Below are 20772 nucleotides of genomic sequence, written 5' to 3' on the forward strand. Positions count from 1 at the left end.
GTTGAAACGACACGCGCGATGAACCTGTGATTAAGATTTCAATCGGTTGCATCCTTTCCCCCATAACGTGGTGCTATGCATTTTGTTGTCAAATGCCCCTTTTTGGTTCTATGGCGATCGAGTTCTTATGGAGCCTCTTCTTCCTTTCCCGTGGCTTGATGCCGCCATCATCCTAGCGCTTATCGTCTTGAATGGCGTGTTTGCGATGTCGGAGCTTGCTATTGTGTCCGCGCGCACAGCGAAGCTTAAAGCGATGGCAGAAGACGGCAAACGCGGGGCGGCGGCGGCACTGAGGCTTGGGCGCGACCCCGGTAAATTCTTGTCCACAGTGCAAATAGGCATAACGCTCATTGGCATTATTGCAGGCGCCTATTCAGGATCGACATTGGGCGGCCCGGTTGCTGATCGCATCGCCTTATGGGGCATCGGCCGTGAATGGTCGGAAATGCTGGGCTTTGGCATCGTTATCAGCATCACGACCTATGCGTCATTGGTCGTCGGAGAGCTGGTGCCAAAGCAATTTGCGCTGATTGCACCCGAAAGAATCGCCGTTTTCATGGCGGGCCCCATGGAGCTGTTGGCCCGCATTACTGCACCAATCGTGTGGACACTCGACAAATCAAGCGCCACCATTTTTCGCGCGCTTGGGCTGCGCCGGGATAGCCGCGATGCATTGAGTGCCGAAGAATTGCGGATGGTCTTTGCCGAAGCCACCCATGCCGGCATCATTGAAGAACATGAGCATAAGGTCATTGCAGGCGTTGTCCGGCTTGCCGACCGGCCAGTTCGCGAAGTCATGACACCACGGACCGATGTCGACCGCATCTCTGCCGACGCATCCGAAGACACCGTGCGCGATTCGCTTTTGAATTCGCTCCATACCCGCTTGCCTGTAACTGGCGACGATGGCGACGATATCATTGGTGTCGTGCAATCACGAGACATCGTCGCGGCCCAGATCCGCGGTGAGGTGCTCGACATTCGCAAGTTGATGCGCCGCGCCGAGATCATTCCCGATCAGCTGGATGCTATGGACGCGCTAGAGATATTGCGTTCGTCCGATGTGCCGATGCTGTTAGTGCATGACGAGTATGGCCATTTCGAGGGCATTGTTACCCCGAACGATCTTTTGGCGGCAATTGCAGGTGAATTTGCTTCGGATCAGGCACAAGGCAGTGCGCCTAACATCATCACCCTAGATGACGGTTCGATGCTTGTGTCTGGCGCGATGTCAGCCGACGCCATGGCAGAAGCATTATCAATCGACCTCCCCGATGATCGCGATTATGCCACTGCTGCGGGTCACGTCCTGCACATATTGCGGCACCTACCTAAAGAAGGCGAGGCGTTCACTGATCAAGGCTGGCATTTCGAGGTTGTCGACATGGATGGACGCAAAATCGACAAGCTGCGTGTCCGACTTGCAGAAAAGGCAACTAAAGCAGACGCAGTTGAGGGCTTGTGATTGCTTAACTGCTTGGTTAGAGCATTTGACTGATACGGAATTGCACGACTTTAGAGTCCACAGGATATTGATATGGCCGATTTCTTCCTTCCAAAGAACAGCAAAGTCCAAAAGGGCACTGCGCATGCTGCCAAAACCGGCGGCAAGACCAAGACATTCAAGGTCTATCGCTACGACCCTGATAGCGGGGAGAACCCGCGTTACGATACGTTTGAAGTCGATACCGAAAATTGCGGACCAATGGTGCTCGACGCGTTGATCAAGATGAAGGGCGAACAGGATGCGTCGCTTACCTTCCGTCGTTCATGCCGCGAAGGTATCTGTGGTTCTTGCTCTATGAATATTGACGGCAAGAATGGCCTTGCCTGCACCACTGCAATTGAAGATTGCAAAAGCGAAGTCACGCTTACCCCCTTGCCGCATATGGAAGTCATAAAGGACCTCGTCCCCGACTTCACGCATTTCTATGCGCAATATGCCTCTATCAAGCCTTGGCTGCAGACTGTAACGCCTGAGCCATCTGGCAAGGAGCGGCTCCAGTCGCCAGAGGATCGCGCTAAACTAGACGGTTTGTACGAGTGCATATTGTGCGCTTGCTGCTCGACCAGTTGCCCGTCTTATTGGTGGAACAGCGACAAGTTTTTGGGTCCCGCTATTTTGCTTCAAGCCTATCGCTGGTTAGCGGACAGCCGTGACGAGATGGCCGGCGAACGTTTGGACGAGCTGGAAGATCCATTCCGCCTTTACCGCTGCCATACGATCATGAACTGCGCCAACGCATGTCCCAAGGGTTTGAACCCAGCAAAGGCCATTGCGGAAACCAAAAAGATGGTTGCCGAACGGCACCTTTAAGCGTTTAATTTTATTCGTAAGACCCTAATTGTGTAGGATTGCCGTTGGACACACCCGCTTTTGACAGCAGCCCTGATCCGGATAATCCTGGTTGGCTGAACTGGCAGATGACCGATGCCACGCGGTACAACGGCACGGTGCTGGGTAAGATGCTGGTGCGCAGCGACGGTGATGAAAAGGCACGCCTGCGCATGTATCCGGAACACCGGCACAGCAATTTGCGCAACGCCGTGCATGGCGGTGTCACTTTGGGCTTTATCGATGTGGCGATGTTCGGGGCATCGCGTATGTTTGGCCTGATAGAGGCTGGGGCAGCGGTGACACTGGACCTTTCGGTCCAATTTATCGGTGCTGGCGTCATCGGAAAACCGCTTGAGGCCGAAGTGGAGCTGCTAAAAGAAACTGGACGGTTGCTCTTCATGCGCGGGATCGTTTCGCAAGGCGATGAGCGTGTTGCTGCCTTTTCCGGTACCATCCGCAAACCGACAAAAAGATGAAATTACGTGTCCTTTTGCGCGACAAACGCTGCAGATAGCTATGGTTAGCGTCGCCGATAGATACGACTTACTGGTCGCGGCAGGCGAGCTAAGGTCCGACACCGACCAGGCAATCGCGGTAGCAGCGCTAGCCAAAGTGCAAACCGAGCTTGAGGCCATTCCACCGCGCGGCAGCACTATTTGGCGATTCTTGGGACGTAAACCCGACCCTGCACGCGGACTATATCTTTGGGGTGGCGTTGGGCGCGGTAAATCCATGCTGATGGACCTGTTTTTCGACAGCGTTCAGATCAAGCGCAAACGCCGTGCGCATTTCCATGAGTTTATGCTTGAGATCCATGCCCGGCTTAAAGCCGAGCGTGTGAAGGAAGAGGGCGACCCAATCCCACCGATCGTCGCCGCGTTAGCCGACGAAGCGCATGTGTTGTGCTTTGACGAAATGGTGGTGAATAATATGGCAGACGCGGCGATCATGTCGCGACTTTTTGCTGGCCTTATCGCCGCGGGTGTTACCGTTGTCACAACATCTAACCGTCATCCCGATGACCTGTATAAAGATGGCCTCAACCGACAATTGTTTCTGCCCTTCATTGCTTTAGTCAAAGACCGGCTCGATATCATCACGCTTGATGGGCCGACGGATTACAGGCGGGACCGATTGGGTAGCGCGAAAATCTGGCTTGTACCCAATGGTCCCGAGGCGACGGCAGCGCTTTCCGAGACATTTTTCCGCATGACCGATTATCCGCCCGAGGATCGCGCGCATGTGCCGGCGTTGGAAATGGACTTGGGTGGCGGACGCATGTTGCATGTGCCCAAAGCGCTGAAAGGCGTTGCGGTGTTCTCATTCAAGCGGCTGTGCGTCGAAGCACGCGGGGCTGCGGATTACCTGGCCATCGCTCGGCGCTTTCACACCGTCATCATAGTCAGAATCCCCGTTTTGGGTCCGCATAATCGTAATGAAGCGGCGCGGTTTGTCACGTTAATCGATGCGCTATACGAGTATCGCGTGAAGTTTCTCGCGAGCGCGGACGCCGCACCGGACGACCTCTACCCGCAAGGCGACGGTCGGTTTGAATTTGACCGGACAGTGTCGCGTCTATTGGAAATGCAATCGGAAGATTATCTGGCGGAGGGGCATGGCGCACGCTAGCATCACCAAAAAGGGAGAGTGATATGATCGAACGGAAGGCATTATTGTTTGCAGGTTTGTTTGCGCTGGCCACAGCCGGTCATGCGCAACCCGCTAACCCAAAAAACGCAGCGGAGCGGGATCTGTTCGCGAGGATAGTCGAGATCCCAACGGTAGAGGGGCAACCCGCCGAATTCAAAAAGCTGACCTCGTTGCTGACTGCGGAATTTCGCAAGGCCGGCATCACGAACGTGGTCGTTAAAAACCATGACAACACGCAAACACTGATTGCGCGTTGGCCGGCGGCCAAGCCGTCGGGCAAAAAGCCCATATTGCTGATGGCACATATGGATGTCGTCGCGGCCAAGGCAAGCGATTGGAAATATCCGCCGTTCCAGTTCCGCGAAGAAGGCGGCTATTATCTGGGGCGTGGTTCGAATGATAATAAGGCTGCGTTGACGGGTATTGTCCTCGCCCTGCAATATTTGCACGCCGAAAAATTTGCGCCAGCGCGGGATATCATCGTGCTGTTTACCGGGGACGAAGAAACCATCGGCAATGGCGCCCGGCGGGCGGCGAGTGAATGGCGCGGCCTAATTGACGCCGAATATGCGTTGAACGGTGATGCAGGTGGTGGGTCGGTGTTTCCCGATGGACGCGTTGAAGGTTTTGGCATTCAGATTGCGGAAAAAACCTATGCCGATTTCCGGCTTACGGCCGTCAATCGCGGCGGACACAGCAGCACGCCGCGTCCTGATAATGCTATCTACGCGCTCGCCAGCGCCTTGACGGCGATTGAACGGCACCGTTTCCCAGCCATGATCAACGACGCCACGCGTGCCAGTTACGAGATACTCGCAAAGGGTGACAGCGGCCAATATGGTGAGCTCGTGCGTCGATTTCTTGCCGATCCTCAGGACCGCGAAACCGCAGACCTCTTGGAAACTATGGACCCCGGCAGTACGCGCACCCGATGCGTTGCAACGATGCTATCGGGCGGGCATGCACCAAATGCCCTACCGCAAAAGGCCGAAGCCAATGTAAACTGCCGCATTTTTCCCAGTGTGAAGATTGAAGAGGTCCGGCAGCAATTGCAGGCGCTGTCGGGACCAGATGTCACTGTTACTGCGGTGGAAGGATCGCAAACCCCCGAAACCGCACCGTCGCCCATGCGCGACGACATAACGCAGGCCTATCGGGCGGCGGTTGCCACACGCTTCCCCAATGCGCCCGTTCTGCCGTTTCAGTCCGCTGGCGCAACCGATGGCGCATTCTTACGTGCCGCCGGTATTCCCGTTTATGGCTTTGGCGGCCTGTGGAGCATAGTGGGTCAACAAGAAGGCGCGCATGGTCTTGATGAACGCGTATGGGCTGAGGGATTTCACGGCCAAGTGCCTATTTGGATGGAAATGTTACGCAGAGTAGCTGGCGGTTAACCGGAAATTTTTCTGCCTAAACGCTATTGCGAACTGTTATCAGAAAAAGCGTTAACTTGGTGCCTTTATTGGGTTGTTATTGGGCAGGAATCGGCGTAACGCCGCCGTAATTCCGCTCAAAGCCTCTAGGGAAGGACAGTTTTTTCATGGCTCGCAAGAAAATTGCACTCATCGGCGCCGGTAATATCGGCGGCACTCTCGCCCATCTCGCAGCATTAAAGGGCCTTGGCGACATCGTCCTTTTCGACGTTGTCGAAGGCGTCCCTCAAGGTAAGGCACTTGACCTGTCGCAATGCGGCCCGGTTGAGGGTTTTGATTCAAAGATTACTGGCACCAATGATTATGCCGGCATCGCAGGCGCGGATGTCATCATAGTAACCGCTGGCGTCGCACGCAAGCCCGGCATGAGCCGCGATGATTTGCTTGGCATCAATCTAAAGGTCATGAAGGCCGTCGGTGAAGGCATCGCTTCCAACGCGCCAAATGCATTTGTCATCTGCATCACCAACCCGCTCGATGCGATGGTATGGGCGTTGCGTGAATTCTCCGGCCTCCCACATCATATGGTCGTCGGCATGGCCGGCGTTTTGGACTCGGCGCGCTTCAGCCATTTCCTCGCCGATGAATTTCAAGTTTCGGTCAAAGACGTTACCAGCTTTGTGCTGGGCGGCCATGGCGACACTATGGTTCCAATCATTCAATATTCGACCGTTTCAGGCATTCCAGTGCCAGACCTGATCGCGATGGGCATGTCGACGCAAGAGCGCATTGACGCCATCGTTCAGCGCACCCGCAGCGGTGGTGGCGAAATCGTCGCTTTGCTCAAGACTGGTTCTGCTTATTACGCACCAGCCACCAGCGGCATCGCAATGGCCGAAGCCTATCTTTACGATCAAAAGCGCGTTCTTCCCGCAGCGGCACACCTGACTGGCCAATATGGCGTCGACAATCTTTATGTCGGCGTGCCCGTGATGATCGGTGCTGGCGGCGTTGAGAAGATTGTCGAGATCGCACTTGATGATGAAGCCAAATCCAACCTCGCCGTCAGCGTGGATGCCGTTAAAGAATTGCTGGTCGCGTGCAAGGCCATCGACCCGTCGCTTACCTAAGCGCACCCCAAGATTTCAGGAGACGTTTGTGAGCATCCTCGTCAATAAACATACTAAGATCATAACGCAGGGCATGACCGGCGCAACTGGCACTTTTCATACCGAACAGGCGCTGGCTTATGGCTCACAAATGGTGGGCGGTGTTACACCCGGCAAGGGCGGAACGACGCATATCGGCCTGCCGATGTTCGACACGGTACTTGAGGCGAAAGAAGCGACCGGAGCGGATGCGTCGGTCGTATATGTACCGCCCCCCTTTGCTGCGGACTCGATCCTTGAAGCCATTGACGCAGAAATCCCGCTGATCGTCTGTATCACTGAAGGCATTCCGGTGCTTGATATGGTCAAGGTAAAGCGTGCGCTTTCGGACTCGAAATCGCGCCTGATCGGTCCAAATTGTCCGGGCGTATTGACACCAGGTGAATGCAAAATCGGCATCATGCCCGGCAGCATTTTCTCGGCGGGCTCAGTCGGCGTTGTCTCGCGCTCAGGTACGCTCACCTATGAAGCCGTGTTCCAAACAACAGCAGAAGGCCTTGGCCAGACGACTGCCGTCGGCATTGGGGGCGACCCAGTCAACGGCACCAACTTCATTGATTGCCTTGAACTGTTCCTCGCCGATGATGCCACCAAGTCGATCATCATGATCGGTGAAATCGGCGGCAGCGCAGAAGAAGAAGCGGCGCAGTTCCTGATCGACGAAGCCAAAAAGGGCCGCAAAAAGCCAATGGCCGGTTTTATTGCTGGTCGCACCGCACCTCCAGGCCGCCGTATGGGCCATGCAGGCGCAATCGTGTCGGGCGGCAAAGGCGACGCCGAAAGCAAGATTGCTGCCATGGAAGCAGCGGGCATCCGCGTATCGCCATCGCCTTCCTTGCTCGGCAAGACATTGGTCGAAGTTTTAAAGGGGTAATTTATAATCCTCCCCGCGCGGGGAGGTGCAATCGGTGCGTAAGCGCCGGATGGCCCCCTCCTCGCTGACGAGGAGGATTTGGAGAAGTAGGATGGGCGTAGAAACTCAGGATTTCGAAACGGAGCGGGGCCCAAGCTGGGCGCGCTCAAACTGGCCATTATCGGCAATGGACGAACTTACGGCATCGCTTGACCCCACGCAGATGGCGGTTGAAGTGAAGGCCGCGGCCAAAGCCGCTGGGAAGCCTATGGCTGAAGCAGACGCTGTTGCAGCGGCAAGCGATTCGATCCGCGCGATGATGTTGGTGCGCACATATCGCGTGCGCGGGCACCTCGCCGCCAATCTTGATCCGCTTGGCCTGTCTAAGCAGGAAATCCCGGCGGACCTTACGCCTGAATATCATGGCTTTTCGGGAGCAGATCTGGACAAGCGCGTCTATGTTGGCGGAACGCTTGGTCTGGAATGGACGACCGTCCGCGAACTCGTCGACACCCTGCGTGCCAATTATTGCGGGCCAGTTGGCCTTGAGTATATGCATATTTCAGACGTCGAAGAACGCCGGTTTTTGCAGGAGCGGATGGAGGGCAAGGATGCCGCCATCCAGTTCTCGCCAGAGGGTAAGAAAGCCATTCTCGGCAAAGTGATTGAAGCCGAGCAGTATGAAAAGTTCCTAGGCCGCAAATATGTGGGCACAAAGCGTTTTGGCCTTGATGGTGGCGAGTCCATGATCCCAGCGCTTGAAGCGGTGATCAAATATGGTGGCCAACTTGGCGTGCGTGAAATCGTCTATGGCATGCCGCACCGCGGCCGCTTGAACGTACTCGCCAATGTGATGGCAAAGCCCTATCGCATCATCTTCCACGAATTTTCTGGCGGCAGCGCTAACCCTGATGATGTCGGCGGCTCAGGCGATGTCAAATACCATCTCGGCACCAGCACGGACCGCGAGTTTGACGGTATCAAGGTGCATATGAGCCTTGTTCCGAACCCATCACATCTTGAGGCAGTGAACCCTGTTGTTCTTGGTAAGGTGCGTGCCAACCAAACTGCGCGTGACGATCTTGCAAAGCATGAGCAGGTTTTGCCAGTACTGCTGCACGGAGATGCGGCGTTTGCCGGCCAAGGCATTGTATGGGAGTGCCTCGGCTTCTCGGGCATTCGTGGATACAATACGGGCGGCTGCCTGCACTTCATCGTTAACAATCAGGTTGGCTTTACCACCAGCCCGCAATATGCGCGGTCATCGCCTTATCCTTCCGATGTGGCAAAGGGCGTCCAAGCGCCAATCTTCCACGTCAACGGCGACGATCCTGAAGCGGTGACATTTGCGTGCAAGATTGCAATCGAGTTCCGTCAGACATTCCACCGCGACATCGTTATCGATATGTGGTGCTATCGCCGCTTCGGCCATAATGAAGGCGACGAACCCAGCTTTACCCAACCATTGATGTATAAGGTCATTAAGGGTCACCCGGCCGTCAGCGATTTATATGCAAAACGACTTCAGGCTGAAGGCGTAATTGATGCTGATTGGGCGAACGAACATGCGATGCGCTTTGTCCAAACGCTTGAGCAAGAATTTGCCAGCGCCGCAAATTATAAAGCCAATGCTGCCGACTGGTTCGGGGGGCGCTGGTCTGGCCTTTCTAAACCTGCGGATCCCGAAACCGCGCGGCGCAATGTGCCAACAGGTATCGCACGCAAATTGTTCGACAGCCTGGGCCGAACGCTTACGACTGTGCCCGAAGGTCACAACATCCATCCAACGTTAAGTCGCGTGCTGGATGCAAAAAAGACCATGTTGAGCACTGGTGAGAATTTCGATTGGGCAACGGGTGAAGCGCTTGCCTTCGGGTCGCTGCTTTCTGAAGGCTATGGCGTCCGTCTGTCCGGTCAAGATTCAGGCCGCGGCACATTCAGTCAACGGCACGGTGTCTGGGTCGACCAGACCACTGAAGACAAATATGTGCCCCTTGCGACGCTGCCACATGGCCGGTTTGAAATTCTCGACAGTCCGTTATCGGAATTTGGCGTGCTTGGTTTCGAATATGGCTATGCCGGTGCCGAGCCTAAAACGCTTGTCCTTTGGGAAGCGCAATTTGGCGACTTCGTGAACGGCGCCCAGACCATGATTGACCAGTTCATCGCCGCCGGTGAGGCCAAATGGCTTCGGGCCAACGGCTTAGTGATGCTGCTGCCCCATGGGTATGAAGGCCAAGGCCCGGAGCATAGCTCAGCGCGGCTTGAACGCTTCCTGCAATTGTGCGCCGAGGATAATATCCAAGTCGCAAACTGCACCACGCCGGCAAATTATTTCCACTTGCTGCGCCGGCAAATGGCCCGCCCGTTCCGCAAGCCGCTCATCGTCATGACGCCAAAGTCGCTGTTGCGGCACAAAATGGCAGTTTCAAAAGCAGAGGATTTCCAAGGCGAAAGCCACTTCATGCGTATTTTGTCCGATCCCAATGCGCCAGCCGACAAGGACGTCAAGCGACTGGTATTGTGTTCCGGCAAGGTTGCTTATGACCTTATGGAAGCGCGCGACGCATCTGGTGATGAGACAACAAGTATCGTGCGGATCGAACAGCTTTACCCATTCCCAGCAGAACCATTGATTGTTCGCCTAAAGCGCATGACCAATTTGGAAGATATCGTCTGGGCCCAGGAAGAGCCGCGCAATGCCGGCAGCTGGACATTCGTCGATCCCTATCTGGAAGAATGCCTTGCCAAAGCTGGTATTGGCCCATCGCGTGCGCGCTACGCAGGGCGCAGGGCAGCCGCGGCGACAGCAACCGGCCTTGCAAAGCGCCATCAGGCCGAACAGGCCGCATTGGTAGCAGATGCCTTAGGCCACAATGTCCGCGGTGAAATTCGTCGCCAGCGGACTGGCGGAACCAAGTCAATTACCCCTCCATCCAAGTGAGGATAAAATTATGAGCACTGAAGTTAAAGTTCCCGTATTGGGCGAATCGATTACCGAGGCGACCCTTGGTCAGTGGTTGAAAAAGCCCGGCGAGGCAGTGGCCATTGATGAGCCTATTGCCAGCCTAGAAACAGACAAGGTCGCGATTGAGGTGCCCTCTCCGGTTGCTGGCATCATGGGCGCATATGCCGTTGAAGAAGGCGCGACGGTCAATGTCGGTGCGGTTATTGGGTCCATAGGCGCTGGAAACAGTGCATCTGCGTCCGCGCCTGCTCCCGTTGCGGCCGCGATTGCACCTGCGATCACGACGACAGCCGCCCCAATGCCTATGACACAGGTAGAGAATAATGACCTGCCGCTCTCCCCTTCCGTGCGCCGCTTGGTTCTTGAACTTGGCATTGACCCAAGCAAGATTAAGGGCACGGGCAAAGATGGCCGCCTGACTAAGGAAGATGTTGTCGCTGCCGCCAAGGGTGTGCCTACTCCATCTGCAGACGTCGCCGCATTGGCTGCACCGGCCCCTGCCGCTGCGCATGCGCGCCAAGAAGAACGTGTGAAGATGACACGTCTGCGCCAGACAATTGCCAAACGGCTAAAGTCCGCTCAGGACACTGCTGCGTTGCTGACGACGTTCAACGATGTCGACATGTCAGCGGTGATGGAAGCGCGCGCGACCTACAAAGACCTGTTTGAGAAAAAGCATGGGGTCCGGTTGGGCTTCATGGCCTTCTTCACAAAAGCCGTTGCTTTGGCCGCGCGCGATGTGCCTTCGGTCAACGCGCAAATTGATGGCGATGAAATCGTCTATCATGATTATCTCGACGTCTCGGTCGCGGTCAGCGCACCAAATGGCCTTGTTGTTCCTGTCATACGTAACGCCGACGCGATGAGCTTTGCGCAAATCGAGAAAGCCATTGGCGATTTTGGCGCAAAGGCGAAAGCTGGCACATTGACTATGGATGACATGTCCGGCGGGACGTTCACGATTTCAAATGGCGGCGTATTCGGCAGCTTGATGTCGACTCCGATCATCAACCCGCCACAATCGGCAGTGCTTGGCCTTCACCGCATCGAAGACCGTGCTGTTGTGCGCGATGGGCAAGTGGTTGTGCGGCCGATGATGTATTTGGCGTTAAGCTATGACCATCGCCTTATCGACGGCCGTGAGGCCGTTACTTTCCTGAAGATCGTCAAAGAGGCGATTGAAGACCCGACCCGGTTGTTGATCGACCTTTAAGGAGCCTGAGCCATGGCAGAACATGATTACGACCTGATCGTTATTGGTGCAGGTCCTGGTGGCTATGTTGCCGCAATCCGTGCTGCACAACTCGGGCTTAAGACCGCTTGCGTTGAAAGCCGTGAAACCTTGGGCGGCACGTGCCTGAACGTCGGGTGTATTCCGTCGAAGGCGTTGCTGCACGCGTCCGAGATGTTTCACGAAGCGCAGTCGGGATCGCTTGCCAAGTTCGGGATTGATTTCAAAGGCGTCTCCCTCAATTTGGACCAGATGCATGCCGAAAAGGCAAAGGCCGTTGGCGAATTGACGGGCGGCGTTGAGTTTCTGTTCAAAAAAAACAAGGTCGACTGGCTTAAGGGGCACGCGGCCTTTACCTCAGCAAACAGCGTGGATGTTGCAGGCAAAAGCTACACCGCAAAGAATATCATGATCGCAACCGGCTCCTCTGTCACGCCACTTCCGGGCGTTGCAATTGACCAGAAAGTTATCGTCGATTCAACCGGCGCATTGGCCTTGCCGCGCGTGCCAAAGCATATGGTCGTGATCGGCGGCGGAGTTATTGGCCTTGAGCTTGGCAGCGTATGGCTGCGCCTTGGTGCACAAGTCACCGTGGTTGAATATCTTGACCAGATTTTGCCCGGCATGGACGGGGAGGTCCGCAAGGAAGCGGCCAAGATTTTCAAGAAGCAAGGCTTCAACATCCGCACAGGTACAAAGGTCATTGGCGCAACCGTCAAAAGCGGAACCGCAACATTGACCGTTGAACCATCGGTAGGCGGTACCAGCGAAACCATTGAGGCCGATTGCGTCCTTGTCGCCATTGGTCGCCGCGCAAATACCGATGGTCTTGCGCTGGATAAGGCAGGGCTCACGGTCAACGTGCGTGGCCAAATTGAGATCGGCCATGATTTCCAAACAAATGTTCCGGGCATCTATGCCGTGGGCGATGTTTGCCCAGGCCTAATGCTTGCGCACAAGGCTGAGGACGAAGGCATTGCGGCAGCGGAATTTGTCGCTGGCCTGACCGGCATCGTCAACCATGACGTCATTCCGGGCGTTGTCTATACCTATCCTGAAATCGCTAGCGTTGGCTTGACCGAAGAAGAAGCCAAGACACGCGCTGCAGCCTCAGGCGGCGAAATCAAAGTCGGCAAGTTCCCGATGATGGCGAACAGCCGCGCCAAGACCAACCGCGACACAGACGGTTTTGTGAAGGTCATTGCGGATGCAAACACCGACCGTGTTTTAGGCGTCCACATCATTGCGTCAATTGCTGGAGCCATGATTGCCGAAGCGTGCACTGCGATGGAATTTGGCGCAACGTCGGAAGATATTGCATATACCTGCCACGCGCACCCGACGCATGCCGAGGCATTGAAGGAAGCGGCAATGGCCGTCACGGGCAAGCCGATCCACATGTGATGATGACGCAAGCTGTCCAAATAGGCCCAGCTATGCTTTCGTGGCTGGATCTGTTTGGCATCGCTGTTTTTGCAGCCTCTGGGGCCTTGGCCGCTGCGCAACGGCAACAAACGCTCGTGACTTTCTCGTTCTTCGCGCTTGTCACAGGCGTCGGTGGCGGCACAGTGCGGGACCTGCTGATTGGCGCGCCCGTATTTTGGGTCCAAGACTGGCGCGTCGCAGCCACTTGCCTTATCACCGCAGGGCTCGTCTGGGTCACGCCCCGCACTGTCTGGAATGCCCGCGCTCTCGATTGGTTTGACGCTGTGGGTATCGCGATTTACGCGGTATTTGGCACATGGAAATCGCTTACGCTTGGCGTGTCTTTGCTCCCCGCGATGATGATGGGCGTTATCACGGCATGTGTCGGCGGCATCATCCGCGATGTGCTGGCGGGTGAACCATCCATCCTGCTTAAGCCCGAAATATACGTGACCGCTGCTGCACTTGCTTCAGGCCTTTTTGGGCTATTGATGTTTTTGGGCATGCCTGTGTTGCCTGCCGCGATTGTCAGCGCACTGGCCGGCTTTGCTTTGCGCGCAATGGCCATTTGGAAGGGTTGGGCAATCCCGGCCTATCGCGGCTGATCAACGCAAACGGTTTGGGAATAGCCGCCTGAGGTTGGCGATCTTCGGCTTGTCCCATTGAACGATATATGGGTGTCTTGGGTTGTTCGCCATGAAGTTTTGGTGATAGGATTCGGCCGGATAGAAGCTTAACTGTTCAATCCGCGTCACAATCGGTTTCTTCCAATACGCCGCCTTGTCCAATTGGGTGATGTAGGCGCGCGCCGCAACCCTCTGCGCTGCGTTGGTAGGAAATATCGCGGTGCGGTATTGTCTCCCATGGTCTGGGCCCTGCCGATTAAGCTGCGTTGGATCATGCGTTACGGAAAAGAATATGTGCAACAGGTCATTGTAGCTGACAACCGCTGGATCATAATAGATCCGTACGGCTTCCGCGTGGCCCGTGATGCCAGTGCTGACGGTTTCATAGTCGGCCGTAGCCCGCGTGCCGCCTGCGTAGCCGGACTCGACCCGCGCAACACCTTTTAGGCCTTCAAAAACTGCCTCAACACCCCAGAAGCAACCACCCGAAAATATAGCAACCTGCTGGCCCTTATGCTCAACGATGCGTGTTGTGGGTGCTGCGATGCGGATGCCTTCAGCTGCCTGCGCCATACCGACCGGCGAAGCGAAGTCTGACCCGCAGGCTGTTGCCAGTGCAAGAAGTAGCGGAATACTCGCCGCTTGGAACATGCGGTTACGGCGCATGGGGAACGGTGCCATGAGGTGCGTCAGCAATGGAAATAAACTGTGTGGCCTCAACTGTGATATCGCTCGCGCTGGCTGGCTTAATTATGGCAAGGCCGGCAGCGCCAATGGCAAAGCCGCCTAACAGGCTGAGAAACAGATCCGATCGCAGAAAATTGAAAATGCTGTCCATGAAATTCTCGCTATGTGGCGCCCCGATTTTGGCACCGATATAGTTACGCAACAATGCTTGAAATGGCTTTAAGCAGAAGTCGGATTAAGGTGGGCTTAACCGGATTGCACTCAGCTAAGTGCCGCGCAAGCCAACTGGATGCGCGTGCACGCTTCTTTCAAGATATCCGACGAGGTGGCGTAAGAAATCCGGAAGCCCGGTGACAGGCCAAAAGCCGCACCATGCACAGCAGCCACGCGGTATTCGTCGAGAAAATAGTCGATGAGTTGCGCGTCAGTTTGAATAATTTGGCCCTGCGGCGTAGTCTTGCCCATCACGCCAGTTGCGTCAGGATATACATAGAATGCGCCTTCTGGTGTCGGGCAGCTCAACCCTGGCGCATCATTGAGCATGGCGACCACAAGGTCCCTACGCGCGCGAAACGCTATGTTGCGTTCACGCAAAAAGTCCTGCGGTCCGTTGAGTGCAGCAAGCACCGCATATTGGCTTATCGAACAAGGGTTACTGGTGGATTGCGATTGCAAATCCGCCATGGCCTTTATCAACCACGCAGGACCACCCGCATAGCCAATCCGCCAGCCGGTCATGGCATAGGATTTCGACGCGCCATTCATGGTCAGCGTGCGGTCATAAAGCGCCGGGCACACCTGGAGCATCGTTACAAAGGGCTTTGGCGCGTACCAGATATGCTCATACATGTCGTCGGACAGCAGCATAACATGCGGATGCTGTAACAGCACCTCACCAAGCGCCTTGAGTTCATCCGCATCATAGGCCGCCCCTGTCGGGTTGGATGGGGAATTCAAAATAAGCCAGCGGGTCTTTGGCGTGATGGCTGCGTCCAATTGCTCGGCCGTGATTTTGTAATCCTGCGCAGCTGTTGCCATGACAATGACTGGGGTGCCGCCTGCAAATTGAACGATGTCCGGATAGCTGACCCAATATGGCGCGGGGATGATGACCTCATCACCCTTGTCGATGGTCGCAACAAGGGCGTTAAACAAGGTGTGTTTACCGCCTGAGTTCACGGTGATTTGCTTAGGCGTATAATCAATATTGTTGTCACGCTTGAACTTAGCGATGATCGCTTGCTTCAACGGCGCGATGCCGTCGACCGCGGTATATTTGGTCATCCCGTCACGAATGGCCTGAATGGCAGCGTCCTTTACAAAGTCAGGCGTGTCAAAATCAGGCTCACCGGCCGACAGACCTATCACATCAATGCCTTGCGATTTCAGATCAATCACGCGTCCCGACATGGCAAGCGTCGCCGAAGGAGCAATCCGCCCGAGGGCAGCCGACAGATGGTCAATCATCATCATACTTTCGCGAAATTATGGAACAGAAATTGCGTGCTTGGCCCTAATGGCTCGCCAAAAGTTACGCAACCCTATTGGCCCTTATTAATCCACGCAGACTGTTTCCGACCAAAAATCTATCTGCCAAATCGTCTATCGTTAAGTCAGATTCTATCGCTTTTCCGGACCCAAGTAGTTCGCGCCGCAATATTGAAGGCAGCAACCCGGTCTCAAGCCGCGGGGTCAACAGCTTGCCATCGCGCTCCACAAACAAGGCGGTAATGCTTCCTTCAGTTAGCAGGCCGTCGGTTCCGACAAAGACCACTTCGTCGCAATCGGGCCGCGCCTTGCGGGCGTTATCATAAAATGCGCGATCGGTAATCTTGTGCCGAAGTCGAAAGTCTCCAGAGTCGACGGGCAGCGGGACAATGCCAACGCGCCACTCAGTTACATCTTCCAACGGCCAAATTTCAACTGCCTGTGCGCCATGCCGCGACACCATCAGCCGGATTTTTGACAGCCGCGCGGCGTGGATAATGCCCGCATGCAAGCGATTGCGTATTGCGTGTACGTCAAATTCAAAACCAAAAGACGATGCGCTGGTCTTCATACGTTCAAGATGCTGCTCAAGCCGCAAGATCCCCGCCAGGGGTTCAAAACGCATTGTTTCGATCAGGTCAAACCCGTGATTATCCAACTTGGCGAAATCCCCCTTCGCCAGACATTCGGCCCATTCATCCGCTTCGTGAGAATCGGCCACGATCCCTGACCCCAAACCTAACGACAGCGACTTTGTCGTGTCACAAACGGTAAAGGTGCGAATGGCTACGTTGAATGCCGCATCACCAATGGCGTCTATGCGCCCAATTGAACCACAATATATGCCCCTTGAAGCATCATCTACTTCTTCGACAACTTGCATGGCACGAATTTTGGGTGCGCCAGTGATGGAACCGCAAGGAAACAAAGCCCTTATGACGTCGAGAGCGTCCGTCCCATCGGCCAACACGCCAGTCACTGTTGAAGTCATCTGATGCACTGTTGGGTAGCTTTCAATGTGAAAAAGCGCGGGCACCTGAACACTGCCTGCGGCGCAGATGCGTGACAGATCATTACGCAACAGGTCGACAATCATCAGATTTTCCGCGCGCTGTTTTGGATCGGTGCGGAGACGTTCGGCAACTTCCGCGTCTTTTTGTGGATCGGCTTGTCGTTGGGCGGTGCCCTTCATCGGCTTGGTCGTGACCCTTTTGTCTTTCAGTGCGAAAAATAATTCAGGCGAAAAAGACAAATAATGCGTCTGCCCCGTCCAGATGACGCCGCCATAGCCAGCACTGGCACGCCCGCGCAACGCGGCGTATAAAGCCAAAGGATTGCCCGCATAGCTTGCCGATAAAGGAAATGTCAGATTGGCCTGATAGATATCACCTGCGCAAATATATTCCTGCACCGCCGCGAAGGCCCGGCTATAATCGGCGCGCGATATGCCGGGACGAAGTTCGGATAGCCAGGTGCCAGCCGGATCGGGCAACAGCGACAGCACGACGTCTTCCGCTATCGTCTGGAAACCTGTGAACACGCCGAACCAAGCCTGCAATTCCGCTGCCACAGGTGACAAATTCGGCAAAAAATGCGCGCCAGCGCCATAGTTGAAAAATCCTGCAACATGCAGGCCATCTTGCTGCGCCTGACGTAACGCGACAAGCAGCGCTTCAAGCTCGCCGCCATTTTTGGCAGTCAATGTTGCAACAGGGTTGGTATATAGCCGGGCAGGCGACGCACCATCGGCCCGCGCGTCATCGAGTAAAACAAAAGGCCCCTCGAGAGGGATCATGTTGCGGCTATTTTTGGAGCGGGTGAGGGGAATCGAACCCCCGTATTCAACTTGGGAAGCTGCTGCTCTACCATTGAGCTACACCCGCGCGCCTTTAGGCATTTTATCCCGCTAAACAGGATTTTGCCAATGCCCAAATTCTCAGCCTTTCAAGCGTTCAGCATGCCAAGTAAGATGCGCGCCCATGAAGGTCGAGATGAAATAATAGCTGTGGTCATAACCGGGTTGCATGCGGATGGTCGCTGCCTGACCAACGGCGGCGCACTGCTCTACAAGCAAACGCGTCTTGAGCTGTGCCTCCAAGAAATTGTCGTCGCTGCCTTGGTCAACCAAAAGGTCAGGCAGGCGCGCACCGTCTGCTATCAGCGCAACGCTGTCATAAGCGCGCCACTGCGCGCGGTCTTGTCCGATATAGCCACCCAGCGCCTTTTCACCCCAGGGACAGCTCAAAGGCGACACGATCGGCGCGAGCGCGGATGTTGAACGGAACCGCCCCGGGTTCCGCAGACTGATAGTCAACGCGCCATGTCCACCCATCGAATGCCCCATGATTGCTTGCCGCTGCATATCGGCGGGAAAATGCGCTGCGATAAGGGCGGGGAGCTCGGTTTCGATATAATCGCGCATCCGGTAATGCGTATTAAAGGGCGCCTGCGTCGCGTCGACATAAAATCCTGCGCCAAGGCCAAAGTCATACCCGCCTTCCGCGTCGTCGGGAACGCCTTCACCGCGCGGACTGGTGTCTGGCGCGATGAAGATTAAGCCCAGTTCAGCGCAGGCGCGGCGAAACTCGCCCTTCTCAGTCACATTGGCGTGGGTGCAGGTCAGGCCCGATAGGAACCACACAATCGGAAGGGTTTCGCCCTCTGCATGCGGCGGAACATAGACCGAAAAAGTCATGTCGGTACCGGTTGCCTTTGATGCGTGTCGATACACGCCTTGGACGCCACCGAAAGATGTGTTGGTAGAAAGGGTTTCGATGGTCATGCGGGCTCCAATGTCGGGATATTGCTGATCTGCGGCGGGTGCCGCCAAAAGGTTAGTGCGCGCACAAGGTCATCCGGCGCAAGGCCAAGCGTTGCACTGTTTCGTAATGGGTGACAGTTGATAAACTCTGCCTGCAAAAATGACTCGTCGAGCACAAAACTTACGGCGTCGCCCCTATCGTTAATTGCTGCCAACGCCGTGACAGACCCGGGCGTGATGCCAAGCAAGCGCTCCATGTCCTCGGCCTTACCAAAGCTGACGCGGCCACAGCCTATCGCACTTGGCAGTGCCTTCAAATCAACCCGCGCATCCGCCGGAACAGTTACGAGAAAATAATGTCCCGCTTTGTCCTTGAGGAACAGGTTCTTTGTGTGCGCGCCGGGAATATTGTCCGTGTGCAGGTTGCTCTCTTCCACCGTAAAGACGGCGGGATGTTCGTAGATTGCATAGCCGATGCCAAGCGCAGTCAAGTCGTCATAAAGCTGCGTCTCGGCATCGGTCATGATTATTTTCGTATCAGTCGGTGACGCGGTGCAAGGCGCACAGCTTATTGCCATCCGGATCACGCAAATAAGCGAGGTACATTTTCATACCATTGCCTTCGCGGATGCCGGGCGCATCTTCAATCGCTTCACCGCCATTGTCGACACCCGCCTTATGCCATGCATTGGCTTGTTCAGGAGTCATCGCGAAGCCAATAGTGCAACCATTGCCATGCGTTGCAGGATTGCCATCAATCGGCGGCGTCACAAGGAACATCGATCCATTGAGCATGTAGATTAAACGGCCCTTAGGATCCTGCATGCCAGGCTTACCGCCCATGGTGGCAAAGGTTGCGTCGTAGAATTTCTTTGAACGGGCAATATCATTGCTGCCGACCATCATATGACTATACATTATTACTTCTCCCTATTTTAAAACACCACGACACTGCGGATGCTTTCACCCGCATGCATCAATTCAAATGCCTTGTTGATGTCCTCAAGCCCCATGACATGCGTAATCATCGGGTCGATTTCGATCTTGCCGGTCATATACATGTCGACGATCTTGGGAACGTCGGTGCGGCCCTTGGCCCCGCCAAAGGCGGTGCCGCGCCAGTTGCGGCCGGTCACGAGTTGGAATGGACGGGTGGCAATTTCCTTGCCCGCTTCGGCCACACCAATGATGATGCTGGTGCCCCAGCCACGATGGCATGCCTCAAGCGCGGTGCGCATCACTTCGGTGTTGCCGGTGGCATCAAAGGTGTAATCCGCGCCGCCGTCGGTCATCTCGACAATCTTTGCGACAACATCTTCACGGCTCATGCCCCTGGAGTTCAGGAACGCGGTCATGCCGAACTTGCGGCCCCATTCTTCGCGGACAGGATTAATATCAACGCCGATAATCATGCCAGCGCCAGCAAGCCGTGCGCCCTGAATGACGTTCAGTCCAATGCCGCCAAGGCCAAAGACAACGACATTGTCGCCGACTTGCACCTTTGCCGTGTTCACCACTGCGCCAACGCCAGTGGTCACGCCGCAACCGATATAGCAGCTTGACTGGAACGGTGCGTCTTCACGGATTTTGGCCACGGCGATTTCCGGAAGCACAGTGAAGTTCGAAAATGTCGAGCAGCCCATATAATGGAATATAGGCTGGCCCTTATAGCTGAAGCGCGTTGTGCCGTCGGGCATCAACCCCTTGCCCTGTGTCGCACGAATGGCGGTGCACAGGTTGGTCTTGCCGGACAGGCAGGACTTACACTGGCGGCACTCCGGCGTGTACAATGGAATAACATGATCGCCAGGCTTTACGCTGGTCACGCCTGCGCCGACTTCGCGCACAATCCCTGCGCCTTCATGGCCAAGCACGCTCGGGAAGATCCCCTCGCTGTCAAAGCCATCGAGTGTATAAGCATCTGTATGGCAAATGCCGGTCGCCATAATCTCCACCAAGACTTCGCCAGCCTTGGGACCTTCAAGGTCAAGCTCGACAATCTCAAGTGGCTTCTTCGCTTCAAAGGCAACAGCTGCGCGCGTCTTCATGGTAATCGGGTCTCCTAAACTTAACCAAATCGTTGGGCTGGTTGCGCCCTTTTATTTGAACACAATCGTGCGGTTGCCATTCAGCATCACGCGGTGCTCCAGATGCAGCTTGACCGCCCGCGACAGAACCCGGCTTTCGGTCTCCTGTCCCTGCG

The 20772-nt window shown here is 55.5% G+C and carries 19 protein-coding genes and 1 tRNA gene; 11 read left to right on the forward strand and 9 right to left on the reverse strand.

What is annotated here, in order from left to right; all coding sequences use genetic code 11:
- The first annotated feature begins 127 nt into the window (after positions 1–127).
- From QE270_RS00780 to QE270_RS00830, 11 genes are all read left to right on the forward strand, one after another.
- On the forward strand, positions 128–1465 hold the full coding sequence (locus tag QE270_RS00780; RefSeq protein ID WP_300033875.1) for a hemolysin family protein: 1338 nt from the start codon (positions 128–130) through the stop codon (positions 1463–1465).
- A gap of 72 nt (positions 1466–1537) precedes the next feature.
- Positions 1538–2317, forward strand: coding sequence for a succinate dehydrogenase iron-sulfur subunit (locus QE270_RS00785; RefSeq protein WP_300033877.1), 780 nt, complete (start codon positions 1538–1540; stop codon positions 2315–2317).
- 44 nt (positions 2318–2361) lie between these two features.
- The gene (locus QE270_RS00790; protein ID WP_366142245.1) at positions 2362–2814 is read left to right on the forward strand and encodes a PaaI family thioesterase; all 453 of its coding nucleotides are present in this window, start codon (positions 2362–2364) and stop codon (positions 2812–2814) included.
- A gap of 40 nt (positions 2815–2854) precedes the next feature.
- Complete coding sequence (zapE, locus tag QE270_RS00795; protein WP_300033879.1) at positions 2855–3967, forward strand: cell division protein ZapE; 1113 nt, start codon at positions 2855–2857, stop codon at positions 3965–3967.
- A gap of 23 nt (positions 3968–3990) precedes the next feature.
- Positions 3991–5382: a M20/M25/M40 family metallo-hydrolase gene (locus QE270_RS00800; RefSeq protein ID WP_300033881.1), complete on the forward strand. Its 1392-nt coding sequence runs from the start codon at positions 3991–3993 to the stop codon at positions 5380–5382.
- A gap of 146 nt (positions 5383–5528) precedes the next feature.
- On the forward strand, positions 5529–6491 hold the full coding sequence (gene mdh / locus QE270_RS00805) for a malate dehydrogenase (protein WP_300033883.1): 963 nt from the start codon (positions 5529–5531) through the stop codon (positions 6489–6491).
- A 28-nt stretch (positions 6492–6519) separates the two neighbouring features.
- Positions 6520–7404, forward strand: coding sequence for a succinate--CoA ligase subunit alpha (gene sucD, locus QE270_RS00810; RefSeq protein WP_300033885.1), 885 nt, complete (start codon positions 6520–6522; stop codon positions 7402–7404).
- Between the two features lie 91 nt (positions 7405–7495).
- A complete protein-coding gene (locus QE270_RS00815; RefSeq protein WP_300033887.1) occupies positions 7496–10327 on the forward strand; it encodes a 2-oxoglutarate dehydrogenase E1 component in 2832 nt (943 codons plus the stop codon).
- Between the two features lie 10 nt (positions 10328–10337).
- Positions 10338–11564, forward strand: a complete 1227-nt coding sequence (gene odhB, locus QE270_RS00820; RefSeq protein WP_300033889.1) for a 2-oxoglutarate dehydrogenase complex dihydrolipoyllysine-residue succinyltransferase — start codon at positions 10338–10340, stop codon at positions 11562–11564.
- Positions 11565–11576: 12 nt separating this feature from the next.
- Positions 11577–12986, forward strand: a complete 1410-nt coding sequence (gene lpdA / locus QE270_RS00825) for a dihydrolipoyl dehydrogenase (RefSeq protein ID WP_300033891.1) — start codon at positions 11577–11579, stop codon at positions 12984–12986.
- A gap of 32 nt (positions 12987–13018) precedes the next feature.
- A complete protein-coding gene (locus QE270_RS00830) occupies positions 13019–13612 on the forward strand; it encodes a trimeric intracellular cation channel family protein (RefSeq protein ID WP_300033893.1) in 594 nt (197 codons plus the stop codon).
- Here QE270_RS00830 and msrA read toward each other — a convergent pair whose 3' ends face one another.
- The 9 genes from msrA to QE270_RS00875 form a co-directional block, all read right to left on the reverse strand.
- Entirely contained in the window at positions 13613–14314 is a 702-nt protein-coding gene (msrA, locus tag QE270_RS00835; RefSeq protein ID WP_300033895.1) for a peptide-methionine (S)-S-oxide reductase MsrA, read from the reverse strand.
- The gene (locus QE270_RS00840) at positions 14289–14522 is read right to left on the reverse strand and encodes a hypothetical protein (protein WP_300033897.1); all 234 of its coding nucleotides are present in this window, start codon (positions 14520–14522) and stop codon (positions 14289–14291) included. The genes msrA and QE270_RS00840 overlap by 26 nt, the downstream gene beginning before the upstream one ends.
- A 59-nt stretch (positions 14523–14581) precedes the next feature.
- Complete coding sequence (locus tag QE270_RS00845) at positions 14582–15784, reverse strand: pyridoxal phosphate-dependent aminotransferase (RefSeq protein WP_300033911.1); 1203 nt, start codon at positions 15782–15784, stop codon at positions 14582–14584.
- 67 nt (positions 15785–15851) lie between these two features.
- On the reverse strand, positions 15852–17603 hold the full coding sequence (gene pabB / locus QE270_RS00850) for an aminodeoxychorismate synthase component I (protein ID WP_300033899.1): 1752 nt from the start codon (positions 17601–17603) through the stop codon (positions 15852–15854).
- Positions 17604–17617: 14 nt separating this feature from the next.
- Positions 17618–17691, reverse strand: a tRNA-Gly gene (locus tag QE270_RS00855).
- A 53-nt stretch (positions 17692–17744) separates the two neighbouring features.
- Positions 17745–18590, reverse strand: a complete 846-nt coding sequence (fghA, locus tag QE270_RS00860; RefSeq protein WP_300033901.1) for an S-formylglutathione hydrolase — start codon at positions 18588–18590, stop codon at positions 17745–17747.
- Complete coding sequence (locus tag QE270_RS00865; RefSeq protein WP_300033903.1) at positions 18587–19093, reverse strand: prolyl-tRNA synthetase associated domain-containing protein; 507 nt, start codon at positions 19091–19093, stop codon at positions 18587–18589. Before QE270_RS00865 ends, fghA begins: the two co-directional genes overlap by 4 nt.
- 13 nt (positions 19094–19106) lie before the next feature.
- Positions 19107–19487 carry a VOC family protein gene (locus QE270_RS00870; RefSeq protein ID WP_300033905.1) on the reverse strand — a complete coding sequence of 127 codons (381 nt, stop codon included), beginning with the start codon at positions 19485–19487 and terminating at the stop codon, positions 19107–19109.
- A gap of 17 nt (positions 19488–19504) precedes the next feature.
- Entirely contained in the window at positions 19505–20617 is a 1113-nt protein-coding gene (locus QE270_RS00875; protein WP_300033907.1) for an S-(hydroxymethyl)glutathione dehydrogenase/class III alcohol dehydrogenase, read from the reverse strand.
- Positions 20618–20772 lie beyond the last annotated feature (155 nt).

Origin of the sequence: Sphingorhabdus sp., assembly GCF_029865925.1 — a bacterium.
GTDB lineage: Bacteria > Pseudomonadota > Alphaproteobacteria > Sphingomonadales > Sphingomonadaceae > Sphingorhabdus_B.